At 59.5% G+C, this 15,186-nt stretch carries 13 protein-coding genes; all 13 read left to right on the top strand.

What is annotated here, in order from left to right; all coding sequences use genetic code 11:
* The first annotated feature begins 357 nt into the window (after positions 1 to 357).
* Positions 358 to 1,401, top strand: a complete 1,044-nt coding sequence (locus tag JWR14_RS06655; RefSeq protein ID WP_299703403.1) for an NAD(P)-dependent alcohol dehydrogenase — start codon at positions 358 to 360, stop codon at positions 1,399 to 1,401.
* A gap of 47 nt (positions 1,402 to 1,448) precedes the next feature.
* Positions 1,449 to 1,745 (top strand): hypothetical protein, encoded by a 297-nt coding sequence (locus JWR14_RS06650; protein WP_299703400.1) that lies wholly within the window; start codon positions 1,449 to 1,451, stop codon positions 1,743 to 1,745.
* Positions 1,742 to 2,746, top strand: a complete 1,005-nt coding sequence (locus tag JWR14_RS06645; protein WP_299703397.1) for a GTP-binding protein — start codon at positions 1,742 to 1,744, stop codon at positions 2,744 to 2,746. Before JWR14_RS06650 ends, JWR14_RS06645 begins: the two co-directional genes overlap by 4 nt.
* Positions 2,743 to 3,834, top strand: a complete 1,092-nt coding sequence (locus JWR14_RS06640; protein WP_299703394.1) for a WD40 repeat domain-containing protein — start codon at positions 2,743 to 2,745, stop codon at positions 3,832 to 3,834. Before JWR14_RS06645 ends, JWR14_RS06640 begins: the two co-directional genes overlap by 4 nt.
* A gap of 40 nt (positions 3,835 to 3,874) precedes the next feature.
* Positions 3,875 to 4,078, top strand: coding sequence for a hypothetical protein (locus JWR14_RS06635; RefSeq protein ID WP_299703392.1), 204 nt, complete (start codon positions 3,875 to 3,877; stop codon positions 4,076 to 4,078).
* 559 nt (positions 4,079 to 4,637) lie between these two features.
* On the top strand, positions 4,638 to 6,308 hold the full coding sequence (locus JWR14_RS06630; protein ID WP_299703389.1) for an aromatic/alkene/methane monooxygenase hydroxylase/oxygenase subunit alpha: 1,671 nt from the start codon (positions 4,638 to 4,640) through the stop codon (positions 6,306 to 6,308).
* 75 nt (positions 6,309 to 6,383) lie between these two features.
* The gene (locus tag JWR14_RS06625) at positions 6,384 to 7,475 is read left to right on the top strand and encodes an FAD-binding oxidoreductase (RefSeq protein ID WP_299703406.1); all 1,092 of its coding nucleotides are present in this window, start codon (positions 6,384 to 6,386) and stop codon (positions 7,473 to 7,475) included.
* 61 nt (positions 7,476 to 7,536) lie between these two features.
* Positions 7,537 to 8,622: a toluene hydroxylase gene (locus JWR14_RS06620; RefSeq protein WP_299703387.1), complete on the top strand. Its 1,086-nt coding sequence runs from the start codon at positions 7,537 to 7,539 to the stop codon at positions 8,620 to 8,622.
* 54 nt (positions 8,623 to 8,676) lie between these two features.
* Complete coding sequence (locus JWR14_RS06615) at positions 8,677 to 9,030, top strand: MmoB/DmpM family protein (protein WP_165104012.1); 354 nt, start codon at positions 8,677 to 8,679, stop codon at positions 9,028 to 9,030.
* Positions 9,031 to 9,129: 99 nt separating this feature from the next.
* Positions 9,130 to 10,149: an amidohydrolase family protein gene (locus JWR14_RS06610; protein ID WP_299703380.1), complete on the top strand. Its 1,020-nt coding sequence runs from the start codon at positions 9,130 to 9,132 to the stop codon at positions 10,147 to 10,149.
* Between the two features lie 5 nt (positions 10,150 to 10,154).
* On the top strand, positions 10,155 to 10,931 hold the full coding sequence (locus JWR14_RS06605) for an iron-sulfur cluster assembly protein (RefSeq protein WP_299703377.1): 777 nt from the start codon (positions 10,155 to 10,157) through the stop codon (positions 10,929 to 10,931).
* Positions 10,932 to 10,975: 44 nt separating this feature from the next.
* On the top strand, positions 10,976 to 12,613 hold the full coding sequence (locus tag JWR14_RS06600) for a molecular chaperone GroEL (protein ID WP_299703374.1): 1,638 nt from the start codon (positions 10,976 to 10,978) through the stop codon (positions 12,611 to 12,613).
* 491 nt (positions 12,614 to 13,104) lie between these two features.
* A complete protein-coding gene (locus JWR14_RS06595) occupies positions 13,105 to 15,168 on the top strand; it encodes a sigma-54-dependent Fis family transcriptional regulator (RefSeq protein ID WP_299703372.1) in 2,064 nt (687 codons plus the stop codon).
* The last annotated feature ends 18 nt before the right edge of the window (positions 15,169 to 15,186 follow it).

The raw sequence follows: 15,186 nt of genomic DNA, 5'->3' as shown, positions 1-15,186 counted from the left end.
AACAAAACAAATTCTCTGATGTAAAGCATAGCGCGTGATAAAGGACTTTTTCGCCTGGAGCGGCCGCTCGCACAGGTGTCTCATTTCGCGACAGGTTCTTTGTCGCCGCCAGATCAAGCGTCCGATTCTGCGACAGTGGTCGAATTCCCAAGCTCACTACGCTGGCTGTCTATCCAGCAGATTCCGTTTGCCTGTCAGGCGCCAGGGCCCAGTTTGTGCGAAGTCCGTGTCATCGGCATGGAGATTGCATAACCGTAAGCGATAAAGACGCGTTGGAAGAACCGGCAAGCCTGCCCGCAACATCCAGAGCCGGCAAGTTCCCATGCAAGCGGTCAAGCCTTGAAAAGGAGACGAAACGTGAAAGCTGCAGTGCTGCATGAATACGATGAATCATTGAGCCGTGACGAGTTCGTGCGTTACGAGGAAGTTGCTGATCCCAAGATCGGACGGCCCACCGACGTGATCGTGCGGATTGGAGGCGCGGGTGTTTGCCGTACGGACCTGCACGTTGTCGAAGGCATTTGGCGCAGCAAGGTCGATGTCGCGTTGCCCTACATCATGGGCCACGAAAACGCCGGCTGGGTCGAGGCGGTGGGCTCCGCCGTGGAGAGCGTCAAGGTGGGCGACGCGGTGATCTGCCATCCGCTCGTGACTAGCGGTTACTGCCTGGCATGCCGGCGTGGCGACGACATGCATGCAACCGACAGTAGTTTCCCAGGCATCAACGCCAATGGCGGTTATGCCGAATATCTCCTGACGGGTCAGCGGTCGCTAATCAAGCTGCCCAAGTCGCTGGCGCCCAAGGATGTCGCGCCTTATACCGATGCCGGATTGACCGCCTACCGCGCTGCCAAGAAGGCCTCTCGCCACTTGCTGCCCGGCCAGTTTGCCGTCGTGATTGGCGCCGGTGGTCTGGGGCACATCGGCATCCAGGTACTGAAGGCCTTGTGCGCTGCGGAAATTATCGTGGTCGACCGCTCGGAAACGGCGTTGCAACTGGCTAAGGAATGCGGTGCGGATCATACGGTCAAGGGCGGCGACGACGAAGTGGAGAGCGTGCTCGCGCTGACCGGCGGCAATGGTGCGGAGGCCGTCATCGATTTCGTCGGCGAAGGCGACGCGATCGCCAAGGGCCTCGCGATGACGCGTAACGGCGGATTCTATTACATCGTCGGTTATGGCGGGAAGATCGAGTTGCCGACCATCGACATGATCACCAGCGAGAAAACGATTGTCGGAAATCTGGTCGGTACCTATCCGGAACTGGTTGAGTTGATGGCGCTGGCCGATCGTGGACTGGTTCATCTGGCGACCAAGGAATATCGCTTGAGCGATGCGAACCAGGCGCTCAAGGACTTGCATCACGGCAAGGTCAGAGGCCGTGCGGTGCTGATTCCATAGGGACTGAACTGACCAGGGAGGGCGCCGTGGCGCCGCAGCAAAATTCAATGCCGATTCCTGAACGCGTACGCCTGGTCATTGCGTTGACCGAGGTGAATTCCCGCTATTTGCGGGGCGAAAATCGCTGCGCCGGCGCGGAGATCGAGTTGGCATGCGCGCTGGCGTGCGAGAAGCGCGAAGGCACAACGCCCGACCGGACGCGGGACATTGAGCAATTGCGCGCGCGGCTGAACGCATCAGAAAACGAGTTGCTGGCGATTCAAGCCGAGCGTGACTGGCTTGAGAACGAGCTCGCGAATTTCGACATTGCAGAGCCCAACAAGAAACCCGGGGAGTGGCAATGAATCGAATTCCGGTCACTGTGCTTACCGGGTTTCTCGGCGCAGGAAAAACCACGCTGCTCAATCGCATACTGCGTGAGCAGCACGGCCGGCGTTACGCGGTGATCGTCAATGAATACGGCGAACTTGGCATCGACGGAGCTCTGGTGGTGGGCGCTGAAGACGAAGTCATCGAGTTAAATAACGGCTGCGTATGCTGCAAGGTGCGCGGTGACCTGATCCGCGTCGTGTCGGGACTGATCAAGCGCAAGGGCGGCTTCGACGGCATCCTGATCGAGATGTCAGGTCTGGCGGACCCGGCGCCCGTGGTTCAGACATTCTTTATCGACGATGCGATTCGTCAGCGCACGCGGCTCGATAGCGTGATTTGCGTGACCGACGCGCTGCACCTCCAGTCATGTCTGGCGGACAGCCGTGAGGCCGCGGAGCAACTGGCGCAGGCGGACATCGTACTCCTCAACAAGACTGATCTCGTCGATGCGAATGGCCTGGCTTCGGTAGAGGCAGCCATTCGAGGTATCAACCCCACTGCGGAGTTGCTGCACAGTGTCCGCTGCGCGGTGCCGCTGGCTTCTCTACTTGATCGGGGTGCGTTCGATCTCAAGCGCCTCCATCTTTCAACCTCGCCCGAGGATACAGACGAGCGGCCCTTTGACGAGCGGCCCTTTCGCCATATATCCGTTGGCCCCGGCCGACATAGCCATGGCATAGATTGCGTGTCGCTGCGCGTCGAGAAGCCACTGGAACGCAGCCGCTTCCTTTCGTGGTTGCAGCAACTCGTGGTCGAGCAAGGCCAGGATCTGTTGCGGGCCAAAGGGATCGTCGACCTGGCGGGATCGGACCGCCGCTTCGTGTTCCAGGGCGTGCATATGACCATGGACACGGATTTCGACCGGCCGTGGCGGCTGGATGAAGTACGCGACAGCAGGCTGGTGTTTATCGGCCGCAATCTTGACCGGCTTGGATTGCGGGAAAGTATCGGGCATTGCAAGACCGACTCATGAATGCGCCGCCGCCCCTGATCGAGTTGCTCGGAGCCCATTGGGTGACGGAGGCCCCCGTTGTCGCGCTTGCGTGGGACTTCGCCGGGCTCAATGCGGGATTTGCGCTGGGCGACGGCACGGTGGCGCTCGCGGAGGGGGAGTGGTCCGGCGGCCCGGCAATCAAGCCACGGCAGAGTGGTGGCGTCGAGTTCGTGCAGGCGCGCGAACCCCCGGCGCCGGTGGCCCGCTTCAGCGTGCATGACGGCACTTGCCTCGCGCTCGCTGCCGATCCCGAAGGAGGTTTTCTCAGCGGTGGGGACGACGGCCGGCTGGTCCACCTGAAGGCGGACGGCACGAGTAATGTTCTCGTCGATGTCGACGGTGAGTGGATCGATCTCGTGGCAACGAGCCGGACCGGACGGGCCTATACAACTGGCCGCCGGGTGCACTGGCTGGGAGCGAAGCCGGCTAGTCTGGCGTTAATGGGTTCGGCAACCGCTCTTGCTTTTAATGCCTCCGGCGACCAGCTGGCAATCGCTCATCACGGTGGAGTCACGCTATGGCCGGTTGACACCCACGTTCCCCGTTTGTTGGCATGGCCCGGCTATCACCGCAGCGTGGCATGGAGTCACGACGGCCGCTATCTCGTGAGCGGCATGGAAGAGAATGCGCTGCACGGGTGGCGCTTGCCGGATGGCGGCGACATCGAGATGGGCGGTTATCCCGGTCAACCCCGGTCGTTATCGTTTTCGGCGGACGGCCGGGTGTTGGTCACGAGCGGCGGTCCGCGAACGGTGTGCTGGCGATTCGACCCGCCCGGGGGCGACGCCCAGCCACGAGAATGCGGCATTGCGGGCAAGACTCCGGTCACTGAGGTTGCTTGTCATCCTACGCATCCATTGATTGCAGTTGGTTACCACAATGGCGCGGTACTGCTGTGCCAGCCGGGCGGTAGTGATGTGCTGTTCGTGAAGGGAGCTGACGGCAGTCCTGTGAGTGCCATGGCCTGGTCGCCCGACGGCGGAAGGCTGGCAATGGGCACAGAGGCCGGTGGGATTGGCCTCGTGTCGTTGCCGGAAGCGCTGTTTCATTTCGGAAGCCCGCGATGACGGGACGGACAACACCCACTACATAAAGAAGGAGACAACCATGAGCAATGAACATCTTACGAAGGACCAGTTCTTCGAGCGCCTGGGAGCGATTGGCGACGAAATGACCGCGGCTTACGGCAAGGATTTCGCGATGGGCGCCCTGGTTCTCGCCGCGCGTTTCATCGCCGAAAGGAAGCCGAATGGTGAGGATACCCAGAGCGTGATTTATACGGGCGACAAGCGTGGAGACGTGGGGCTGTAGATGCTTTGAGGTTGCTTGATCAGACGTGAATGCTGCAGCAACGCCGGAGTTGGCAATTAAATAATTTGGCATCCTTATTGATAAGAAGAATACGGAATTCCGCTGCGCTGTCACTAACGTCTTCTAAACGGTTACGCATGCAACCCTGATCGTCCCAATATCGGACAGGTCCGCTGAATGCGAATGTCGCATAACAAAACAGAATGAGGTGCCGGTGTCCTGCTGAAATGACGCTATATACCGCACAGCCTTATGAGGCGGGACTTGAGGCTTGTTGGCACGCTAATCGCTCTAGAAGTACAGGTCAAGACCCAAGTGTCGATGATCCGAAGTACACAAAAACGACAGGAGGCATGGATCGTGAAGACCGGACCGGGATACCCGTCTGTTCAATATTCCCGAACCGATTTTTTATTCGCGACCGTGACCACCGGCCTGTGTTGTTGATTGTTGACTCTGGCCGTGGCATCAACCGGCCCTGCCCGTAGCGCCGCCGTACAACGGTGAAATAAACCGCTGAAATACGACGGTGAATCGTGAAATGGAAAAGGAGAGCTCAATGTCTGACGGATTAACCCTCAACAAGATCACGTCCCAGCGCGGGATCAGCATCGGCGAGGCGGCACGCCGCGTCGCCGATCTCGGCTGGACGCCCAGTTACGTTCAGGAAGCGATGACCTTCCCGACCGACTACAAGATCAGCAAGGCGCCGCGCGACCCGATGAAACAGGTGCTGCGCTCCTATTTTCCGATGCAAGAGGAAAAGGATAACCGCGTCTACGGCGCGCTCGATGCAGCGTTGCGAGGCGACATGTTCCGCAACGTGCAGCCGCGCTGGGTCGAGTGGATGAAGCTGTTCCTGGCGATCATTCCATTCCCGGAAATCTCGGCGGCACGTTCAATGGCGATGCTCGGCCGTCTCGCGCCCGGAGAAGAGCTACGCACGGGTTTCACCATGCAGATGGTCGACGAGTTCCGGCACTCGACTATCCAGATGAACCTCAAGAAATGGTACATGGAGAACTATATTGACCCGGCCGGGTTCGATATCACCGAGGCGGCATTCGGAAAGTGCTACGCAACCACGATCGGCCGTCAGTTTGCCGAAGGGTTCCTCACGGGCGACGCCGTCACCGCGGCGAACGTGTTCCTCCAGGTGGTCGCGGAAACGGCGTTCACGAACACCCTTTTTGTCGCCATGCCTTCAGAGGCCGCGCGTAACGGCGACTATGCACTGCCGACGGTGTTCCTCTCGGTGCAGTCCGACGAAAGCCGCCATATTGGCAATGGCCATTCGCTGGTGATGTCGGTCATCAACGACCCGGACAATCATCTGTTGCTGGAACGCGATCTTCGTTACGCCTTCTGGCAGAACCACGCCATTGTGGACGCGGCGATCGGCACGTTCATCGAATACGGCACCACGGACCGGGATAAAAACAAGGAATCGTATGCGGAGTTGTGGCACCGGTGGATCTATGAGGATTACTACCGTACCTACATGCTGCCGCTCGAGAAATACGGCATCAAGATTCACCACGATGACGTTGCGGCGGCTTGGGATCGACTGGTCAAGAAGAATTACGTCCACAAGGTCGCACAGTTCTTCTCCGTCGGCTGGCCGGTCAACTTCTGGCGTATTGAAGCGCAGACCGAAAAGGACTTCGAGTGGTTCGAGCACAAATACCCAGGCTGGTACGCCGAATTCGGCGACTACTGGAAGTGGTACGCGAAGAAGAGCATTCCCGGCGAGACCAACATGCTGTTCGACCAGGAAAACGGTTACGTGTACCCGCACCGTTGCTGGAGTTGCCTGGTGCCGTGCCTGATCCGGGAAGACTTCGTAGTCGACGAAGTGGATGGGCAGTTGTACACGTATTGCTCGGAGCTGTGCCGCTGGACCCACAAGGTAGCGTTCGCCTCGGAATACGAGGGGCGGCCGACGCCGGCGATGGGACGCTTCAGCGGACGCCGCGAATGGGAAGAGTGCTACCACGGCTGGGATCTCGCCGATTGCATCAAGGATCTCGGTTTCGTTCGCAGCGACGGCAAGACCCTGGTGCCGCAACCGCATTTGCAGTTCGACGACAGGAACATGTGGACGCTCGATCATGTTCGCGGCCACATCATCCAGAGTCCGATCGTTCTGTTGCGGGGAATGACACCGGAGCAGCGCGAGAAGCACATCGCTGAGTATCGAGCCGGTTTCAAGATTAATCCGGTGAACTGACGAAGCGATGCCGTCCGGGAGTGGTTGAGGGGTTAACTACCGCTCCCGGACGGATCAGGAGGAACGATGAGCAGCATGACCGATGTGCAATGGAAGAGGGATGCCATGCCGGAAACAGTCGACTACCAGACCGTTCATATAGTGCGATTCGAGCCTGTTGGCGTCGAGATGGAGGTCGCGGAGGGCGAGACCGTGCTCGATGCCGCGTTTCGTCAGGGCATTTCTGTGATGCACGGATGCAAGGAAGGACAATGCAGCAGTTGCAAGTCCTTGTTGATCGAAGGCGACGTCGAGTTGAAGAAGTACTCAACCTTCGCGCTGCCCGACTATGAGCGTGAGACAAATCACATCTTGCTGTGCAGGACGCTCGCCTTCAGTGACCTGACGGTTGAATTGCTGAACTACGACGAAGACCTGATGCGCCGCTCGATCGCGGTGAAGGAATTCGGTGCGACGCTGACGAAGATCAGCGCGCTGACACACGACATCAGGCTGCTCGAAGTGGAACTGGACCAGCCCCTGCGGTTCTGGGCCGGGCAGTACGTTGACCTGACCATTCCTGGGATGGACATCACACGGTCTTTCTCCATGGCAAGCGTACCCAGCGAGCCAGGCGGGCAGACAAGTCTTGCGTTCGTCATCAAGAAGTATCCCAATGGCGCGTTCTCTTCCCAGCTCGATGACGGCCTCAAGCCGGGCGACCGGCTGGTGGCGAAGGGACCGTACGGCACCTGCTTCCGGCGGGAAGAACAGTCGGGGCCAATGGTGCTGGTGGGCGGCGGTTCCGGCATGTCTCCGTTGTGGTCGATCCTCAACGATCTGGTCCAGAGCGGCGAGCAAAGGCCGGTGCGTTTCTTCTACGGCGCCCGTACCCGTCGCGACTTGTTCTATCTCGACGACTTCGCCGAGCTCGCGGCGAAGCTTCCCGACTTCCGCTTTATCCCGGCGCTTTCGCATGCTGAAGCGGGCGATGACTGGACCGGCGAGACCGGCTTCATCCACGAGGTGCTTGGACGGACCTTGCGCGAGGAAGGGCTTGACGGCGAGATCGATGCTTATACATGTGGTCCAACACCGATGATCGACGCGGTGATGCCCGTGCTGCAGATGGCCGGTGTTTCGCCCGAGCGGCTTTATTTCGACAAGTTCACCCAGGCCGTCCGCTGACCGGCCCCTTGCCGGCTGCAGACCTGAAGTTCCGATAAATGAAGGACGAAGGAGGAGCGTCATGAGCACCACGATAGAGCAACCGGCACCGCTTGCATCAGGCGCGGCCGGCGCGGCCCAGTTCGCTGGCTGGGACAGCCGCAAGTACAACTACTTCGAGCCCAAGGGGCGCAAGGCGTCCCACTATGAGGACATGACCGTCGACGTCCAGCCGGACCCGAAGCGCTACTTGCTGCAGGACTGGATCATCTCGTTCGCCGATGGCACGCCGACCTACTCGGAAACGTGGACCGCCGCCAAATGTACGGATTGGCACAAGTTCCGCGCGGTCGATGAGGAGTGGGAGCGCACCCACTATCAGCGCCAGTCCACGATCATCGGCATGATCAGCAGCGCTATTGGCAATGCCCGGCGCTCGGGCGCGGTGAAGCGTTTCGACAAGACCTGGCTCAAGGTGCTTGAGCAGCATCTTGGCGCATACAAGCATGCAGAGTTCGGCCTGGGTACGGCGACCATGCACGCGCAGCGTTATGGCGTGACGCAGATGATCAACAGCGCCATTCTCACGAACGCATCGTACAAGCTGCGCTTTGCGCAAGACCTGACGTTGTACCTGGGAGAGATCGCACTGGACGCGCCGAATCTCGACCTCGACGCCGGCAAGTCTCACTGGCTGACCGACCCGATCTGGCAGGAAACGCGCCGGGCAGTCGAGGCTATTGGGGGGGCAACTGACTTCCTTGAAAAGTACTTCGCGGTGAACGTGGTCTTCGAACCACTGGTAGCTGACCTGTTCCGCAGCGGTTTCATCATGCAGATGGCCGCATCGCAAAACGACTTCCTGACGCCTACGGTCGTCTCCGCGGCCGAGGGCGACTATGAGCGCAACCTGGCCAATGCGGTGGAGCTGTTTCACATGCTTGCCAACGACCCGAAGCATGGGGACGCCAATCGCAAGTTGTTCGGCGAATGGCTGGAAAAGCACGGCGCCCTGGCGTCTGAGGCGGCGAAGCACCTCCAGCCGATCTGGTCGATCCCGCATGTCAAGGTAGTGCAGTTCAACGACTCTTTGAACAGTTCGATCGAGCGAGCCGAAATGATTGCCCGAGAAATTGGCATTCATTTTCCACTGTCGATCCGGACCTGAACCATCCCTTGGCAATCCCTTTCAATCTGAGCTAACCGGGAAGAGGAGTACACGATGTCAGTGCATACCGACAACATCTTCAAGTCGATGAAGGACGTTCGTTTCGAGCAGACTATTTCTCATCAGTGCGGCGTCACCATGAACGATAGTGTCGAGGCACGCGCTATTGCGGAATTGATGGCGCACAAACCCGGCATCACGGTCACCTACCTGCCCGCGATGATTCGTATAGACGGGCAGGGAAAGATCGAGTTCAGGATGAGTGAGATCAGCGAGTCGCTTGGCCGCGAAATGACTCCGCATCTGTTCGAGATCTCCACCTCGACCCATTACGGGCGGATGGTGATGATAGACGACGATACCGTCGTGCTGTTCGGCAATATGGACGATGCCATGGCTTACGAGTGACCCCGGGCCCCAACCGTACTGCAACTCGCGACCGGCTTTGCAAGACCTCTGCGGGACATGTTGACCGGTCGCTTTTCGCACAACCATGGAGACAATGTCATGTATCGAACCACGGACGGTGAAGAGATCTTCATCATTGACGGGCACGTCCATCTTTGGGACGGCAGCAAGGCCAACCTGAAGAATGTGCATGGCCAGCAGTTCATCGATTGCTTCTATGCCTATCATTCGAACCTGAGTCCCAAGGAGTATTTGTGGCCGAAGGAGAAGTTCGACAAGTACGGCGAGGAAGCCATGTACGAGGACCTGTTCGTCAAAGGCTACGACGACATGGCGATCTGTCAGCCGACGTACTTGACGGACTTCTACAAGAATGGCTTCAACACGACCGAGGCGAACTATGTGTTGAAGGGGAAATATCCGAACCGGTTTATCGTCAACGGCGCGTTCGATCCGCGTGACGGCGAGGCCGGGCTCGATCGCCTCGACGAATTGTCGGAGAAATACAAGATCCAGGGCGTCAAGCTCTATACCGCGGAATGGCGCGGTGACAGCAAGGGTTACAAGCTGTCGGACCCGGGCGTGCAGAGGTACTTCGAACGCTGCGACAAACTGGGCATCAAGAACATCCACGTCCACAAGGGGCCGACAATTCTGCCGCTTAATCGCGACGCCTTCGACGTTGCCGATGTGGACGACGCAGCGACGAGCTTCCAGAACCTGAACTTCATTGTCGAGCACTGCGGCTTGCCGCGCCTGGACGATTTCTGCTGGATCGCGACGCAGGAAACCAACGTGTATGGCGGCCTCGCGGTGGTGCTGCCGTTCATTCACACGCGCCCGGAGTATTTCGCTCATGTGATCTCGGAGCTGCTTTTCTGGATTGGTGAAGACAAGATCCTGTACGGCAGTGACTACGGCATCTGGTCGCCGAAGTGGCTGATCGAGAAGTTCATGGCGTTCGAACTCCCTGAATCGGTCAGCAAGGAGACTGGCGTTCAACTGTCGCTGACAGCGAAGAAGAAGATCCTTGGGCTCAACGCGGCGCGCCTGTATGGCATCGATATAGATGCGCAGAAGAAGTTGCTGGCTGACACACGCCAGACGGCCACGGTATGACCATCATGGCTGCCGTTGCTACGGTTGACCGGACCGCGGAGGTGTGGACGCGGCTCGAGTCCGTCATCGATCCCGAACTCGACGAATCGGTGACGGAACTGGGCTTTGTCACCGGTGTCGAGGTCGACGTGGGCGGTGACGTGAAGGTCGATTTCCGCTTGCCGACCTACTGGTGCGCCGCCAATTTCGCGTTCCTGATGGCCGACGATATGCGTATTGCCGTCGCGGCATTGCCGTGGGTGAGGCGGGTCACGGTGGGCCTCGGCGAGCATATGTATGCCGACGAGATCAATCGCGGTGTCGCGGCCGGCATGTCATTCCAGGCGACATTCGGTAGTGAAGCCAGCAGCGGTGAACTGGAGGAAGTTCGCCGGACCTTCATGGTCAAGGCTTTCCAGCGAAGGCAGGAAGCGCTCCTGACATATCTGCTCGATCACGGGCATGAGCCGGCAGCATTGCTGCAACTAACCGTGGTGGAACTTGCCGCGCTGCCGAGCGATTCCGACGGTCGTCGCTTGATCGCTCGCTATCTGGAGCGACGTTCAGTTGTCGAGTCAGGCGCTGAAGAACTGGCCTTCGTTGACCAGGACGGCGCATTGCTCGATGCCGGGCAGATCCACGCTTACCTTCGCGCCTTGCGGCGGGTCGGTGTCAACGCCGAATTCAACAGTGCGCTGTGCCGCGGTTTGCTGGCCACCCGATACGGCACGGAATGCGCGCCCCAAGTGGAGGTCAAGCCGGTGCATTTCGTCCGTTCCATCAGCGCGGCCAGATCAAATTAAAATGATTTGTTATCCGAATCAATCATAAAGGGAGACGCACAACCATGCCGAATATCATGTTGCACGACGATGAGGCTCGCGCGGCTCTAGGCCGCGGAGTGGCCAAGCTCGCCAAGGCGGTACGTGGCACGCTGGGTCCCCGTGGAATGAATGCGATCATCGACCGGCCAATCGGGACGCCGATAATCTCGCGCGACGGCGTGAGCATCGCCAACGAGATCGAACTGGAAGACGTGTTCGAAAACATCGGTGCGCAGGTGGTTAGAGAGGTTTCGAAGCAGACCAATGAGGTCGCCGGCGACGGTACCACGACGGCGACCGTCCTGGCCGACGCACTGGTTCAGGACGGCCTTGCCTGTCTCGCCGAGGGGGCTAACCCGGTCGAACTGGTCCAGGGCCTTGAAGCCGCTGTGACTGAGGTTATCGCAGCGCTTAAACGCACAGCGACTCCGCTGCGGGGAAGCGAAGAGGTGCGTGCCGTTGCCATCGTGGCCGCCAACGACGAGGTCACGGGCGCAATGGTGGCCGAAGCGCTGGAGCGGGTCGGTGCCGATGGCATCGTCGACGTCGAATATGGAACGACGGTCGAGACGCGTCTGGAAGTGGTCGACGGCATGGCCTTCGACCGTGGTTATCTGTCTCATCACATGGTCACGGACCTCGAGAGAATGCAGGTGGTGCTCGATAACCCGCTCATTCTGATGACCGATCAGCGGTTGCAGTCGGTGGAAGAGGTGGCGGCAATCCAGGCGCTGATAGCGAAGAGCAAACGCCCGCTGCTGATCATTGCCGAAGAGGTTGCGCCGGCATGTGTGGTGAGCCTGCTCGCGTGGCGAGATAACGGAGGGGTTCCCGTGGCGGCCATCCATCCGCCCGAGTACGGGCACTGGCGCAAAGCCATGCTCGAGGATATTGCGATTGTCACGGGAGGCCGGGTGATCGCGCGTGATCTGGGCGGAAAACTCGAGACCACGGAACTGCGGGATCTGGGCAGCGCCCGGCAAGTACGCATTTCAGCCAACCAGACCATCATCACGGCCGGAGGCGGCGATCCGGTCGGCATTGGCGCGCGTCGCCAGCAGGTGGCACGGCAATATGAATTGGCGCCGGAGAATGTTGAACGGGACAAGTTCCAGGTGCGCCTCGCCAAGCTATCCGGTGGCACCGCAATGATCCTGGCCGGTGGGGCTACACCCGTTGAGCAGAAACGCCGGCTTCATTTGATCGAGGACGCGATCAACGCGGCGCGTGCGGCTATTGCCGAGGGAGTCGTGCCGGGAGGAGGGATGGCGTTGCTGCGGGTGTCCTCCGAACTTGAAGGGATCGTTTCACGGACTCAGGGGAGTGTCCAGCAAGGCGCGAGACTACTGCAGCGGGCGCTGATGAAACCTCTGTTTCACATCGCGACGAACTGCGGGCTGAACGGTGAGGCGATCGTGGCCGAGGCGGTGCGATCGAAACCGGGCATGGGACTCGATGCGCGCACGGGTGCCTTCGTGAACTTGATCGAGGCGGGCATCATCGATCCGGTGAAGGTCAGTTATAGCGCGGTGCGCAACGCCGCATCGGTTGCGGGATTGATCCTGACCACCCAGACGCTGATTGCGAAGAAGCCGGAGACGATCGATCCCACGGCGGGCCCTGCGCTCGGCGGCGGCGCCGAATTGTTCGGCCGACAATAATCTGCTGTGACCGGCCGCCATGCGGAGGCCGGTCACGGAAGTATAAGTAATTCGGTATCCGAATCAGGTCGAGGCGTTTATCTTTATAGGGAAGCCGGCAAGATGCTTTGCCGGCTTCCCTCGTTTTTTAGCTTCCCGGCTTACAACGCATCAAGTCCGTTTCATGTGAACTCGTGGCTTGGTTAACCGCGCTTTGTAACAGCGGGCTATTACATCCATAGGCGGTGAGTCGTTTTCTCCAGGAATTGCGCTGCGAGGGATAGGACTATGTCCGCAATGTGTCTTGCAAAAGAATAGTTGGTCAGGTTGGCCGGACCGTGTTTTCCCGAGCGGACCTGATCAAAAGCTAGGCATATACTAGTCCGTGGTGTTGCTGCCAGCTTACAGAAAGTGAAGAGCGAAAAGCGCCAGCCGCAATACCAGAAAAGCGAGCCGCGACGAAGCCTGCCCTAGAGGGGTTTCGCGTTGGCCAATCGCATTGGAGGAGACTTGTGGCGAGACACCAAATCGAGAGTGCATCGGGTCCTGGCCATCAGGCCGTGATGCATGAGCTAATGGCCCAGGCGCAGCGCGCCGACGTCCTCCACTCTGACCGCGACACCATGCGCGCATGGGAGCGTTTCCTGGCGGGCGAGTCATCGGTATCGGTTCCTTCAGCGCTTATTGCCTCCTGGCAACGTAGTCTGGAGTCCGGTGTTAATCCTTCTGCACGCCTCGCGCCGTTCGCGGTACACGGCGACGCTGTCGAGGCTTTGCGTTGGCGTCATCGGGAGTTGCTGGCGGCCTCCGACCGGCTTTTCGCCGCGACTGCTGATCTTTTCGCGGATTCTGGGTCCATGCTGCTCCTGACCAATCAGGATGGTGTGATTCTCAAAGCGGCCGGGGACCTGCGCACGTTGACGGCCGGCGAGAAGATCCACTTGACGACCGGCGGCGACTGGCGCGAAGCGATGGCGGGCACCAACGGCATCGGCACTGCGCTTGCTACCGGCGAGCCAACCTACATTCATGGTTCAGAACATTTCTGCGAAGGAATCAAGTCCTGGAGTTGCGCGGCAGCGCCGATTTGCGAACCCGGCACCGGCTCGATCATAGGTGTACTCGATATTTCCGGACCGCCATCGACTTATCAGATCAATAACCTGACATTGGCGATTACTGCGGCGCGACAAATTGAAATGGTGCTGGCCGAGCAGTCCGCGCGCCAGCATATGCGTCTGTTGGCATTTTGCCTGCAACGGCTTTCATCGTGCGACGCAGCAGGGATGATCGCTATCGACCGGCGCGGCCGGCTCGTGCACACGACAGGCAGGGTGCCGCTGCCCGTCGGCATAGGAGAGCGGTTCCCCGGGATGGATGAGAGTTCGGCCGTGGAGGACTGGGCCCGGCATTTGCCCCAAGGCTTGCGTGCTGAATGGTTCAGCCCGGTTGTGGTGGAAGGCAGCACGATCGGCGCCATGCTTGTTGTTCCCGCGATCCGGTCGCGGTCCTCGGGCAAGCGGACTGCAGAGCGCATTCATGCGTTTGGGAGCGGGTCGGGGCATCAGGGTGGAAGCGAGCCTGGAAGCGAGGCGGACCCACAACGCAACTGTTTCGCCCAGATACTCGGGCAGAGCGCTGTCATGCTCGCCGCGGTTAATCGAGGTCGGCAGCTTGCCCGCAGGCGCGTACCTGTGTTGATCGAGGGCGAGACCGGGGTCGGCAAAGAACTGTTCGCGCGCGCGATACACGGAGAGGAGCGTGGGGGCGGGGCTTTCGTCGCTTATAACTGCGGGGCGGCGTCGAAGGAGCTGATCGGCAGTGAGTTATTTGGCCATGTGCATGGTGCATTTACTGGAGCGACAGCAGAAGGCCGACCGGGCCGGTTTGAACTGGCGCACGGCGGAACCCTGTGTCTGGATGAAATTGGCGAGTTGCCGCTCGAATTGCAACCCGTGCTGTTGCGCGCGCTTGAGGAGGGCGTTGTCTATCGATTAGGGGACACGCAGCCGCGGCGCGTTGATGTCCGCTTGTTGGCGATGACCAATCGTAATCTGCATGACGAAGTAAAATCCGGGCGGTTCCGTGGTGACCTCTATTACCGCATTAGCGTCACTCGCATACGGATCCCGCCGCTGCGCGAGCGGGACATCGACATTGATCTCCTGGTCGAACATTTTAACCGCCGATTGGCCCTTCGCCACGCGGTTCCGTTAAGACGGCTGAATCCCGAAGTGATGGCGGTGCTGCGCGCGTATTCCTGGCCAGGCAATGTCAGGGAGATGCGAAACATCATTGAAAACTTGCTGTTGACGTCGCGAGAGGAGGAGATAGGGCTCGACGAATTACCTGCGGAGTTGCTTGCCGAAACGGCGACTGTTGGGACGGCGGAGCCGGTGTTGCTTCAGTCAACCAGTTTGGAAGAAACGGAGCGTGTGGCTATTGCCCGCGCGGTGTATGGCGCTCATGGGAATCTCGCGCAAGCGGCGCGTTCGCTTGGCGTTTCTCGTAGCACGTTGTACAGGAAGATCGAGATTTATCAACTCGAGGGGATTGTTAAACCTGCTACGGAGTGAGCGCTGGCGCTGGGTTAG

The sequence above is a fragment of the Caballeronia sp. genome (assembly GCF_028292365.1).
GTDB lineage: Bacteria > Pseudomonadota > Gammaproteobacteria > Burkholderiales > Burkholderiaceae > Caballeronia.
The sequence above is the reverse complement of the archived record's forward strand: the minus strand, read 5'-3'. Positions and strand labels throughout refer to the sequence as shown.

Excerpts from the sequence above, each read along its gene's own strand:
- JWR14_RS06650 (WP_299703400.1), top strand. The coding sequence starts at position 1,449 with ATGCCGATTCCTGAACGCGTACGCCTGGTCATTGCGTTGACCGAGGTG.
- JWR14_RS06645 (WP_299703397.1), top strand. The coding sequence starts at position 1,742 with ATGAATCGAATTCCGGTCACTGTGCTTACCGGGTTTCTCGGCGCAGGA.
- JWR14_RS06640 (WP_299703394.1), top strand. The coding sequence starts at position 2,743 with ATGAATGCGCCGCCGCCCCTGATCGAGTTGCTCGGAGCCCATTGGGTG.
- JWR14_RS06635 (WP_299703392.1), top strand. The coding sequence starts at position 3,875 with ATGAGCAATGAACATCTTACGAAGGACCAGTTCTTCGAGCGCCTGGGA.
- JWR14_RS06630 (WP_299703389.1), top strand. The coding sequence starts at position 4,638 with ATGTCTGACGGATTAACCCTCAACAAGATCACGTCCCAGCGCGGGATC.
- JWR14_RS06625 (WP_299703406.1), top strand. The coding sequence starts at position 6,384 with ATGACCGATGTGCAATGGAAGAGGGATGCCATGCCGGAAACAGTCGAC.
- JWR14_RS06620 (WP_299703387.1), top strand. The coding sequence starts at position 7,537 with ATGAGCACCACGATAGAGCAACCGGCACCGCTTGCATCAGGCGCGGCC.
- JWR14_RS06615 (WP_165104012.1), top strand. The coding sequence starts at position 8,677 with ATGTCAGTGCATACCGACAACATCTTCAAGTCGATGAAGGACGTTCGT.
- JWR14_RS06610 (WP_299703380.1), top strand. The coding sequence starts at position 9,130 with ATGTATCGAACCACGGACGGTGAAGAGATCTTCATCATTGACGGGCAC.
- JWR14_RS06605 (WP_299703377.1), top strand. The coding sequence starts at position 10,155 with ATGGCTGCCGTTGCTACGGTTGACCGGACCGCGGAGGTGTGGACGCGG.
- JWR14_RS06600 (WP_299703374.1), top strand. The coding sequence starts at position 10,976 with ATGCCGAATATCATGTTGCACGACGATGAGGCTCGCGCGGCTCTAGGC.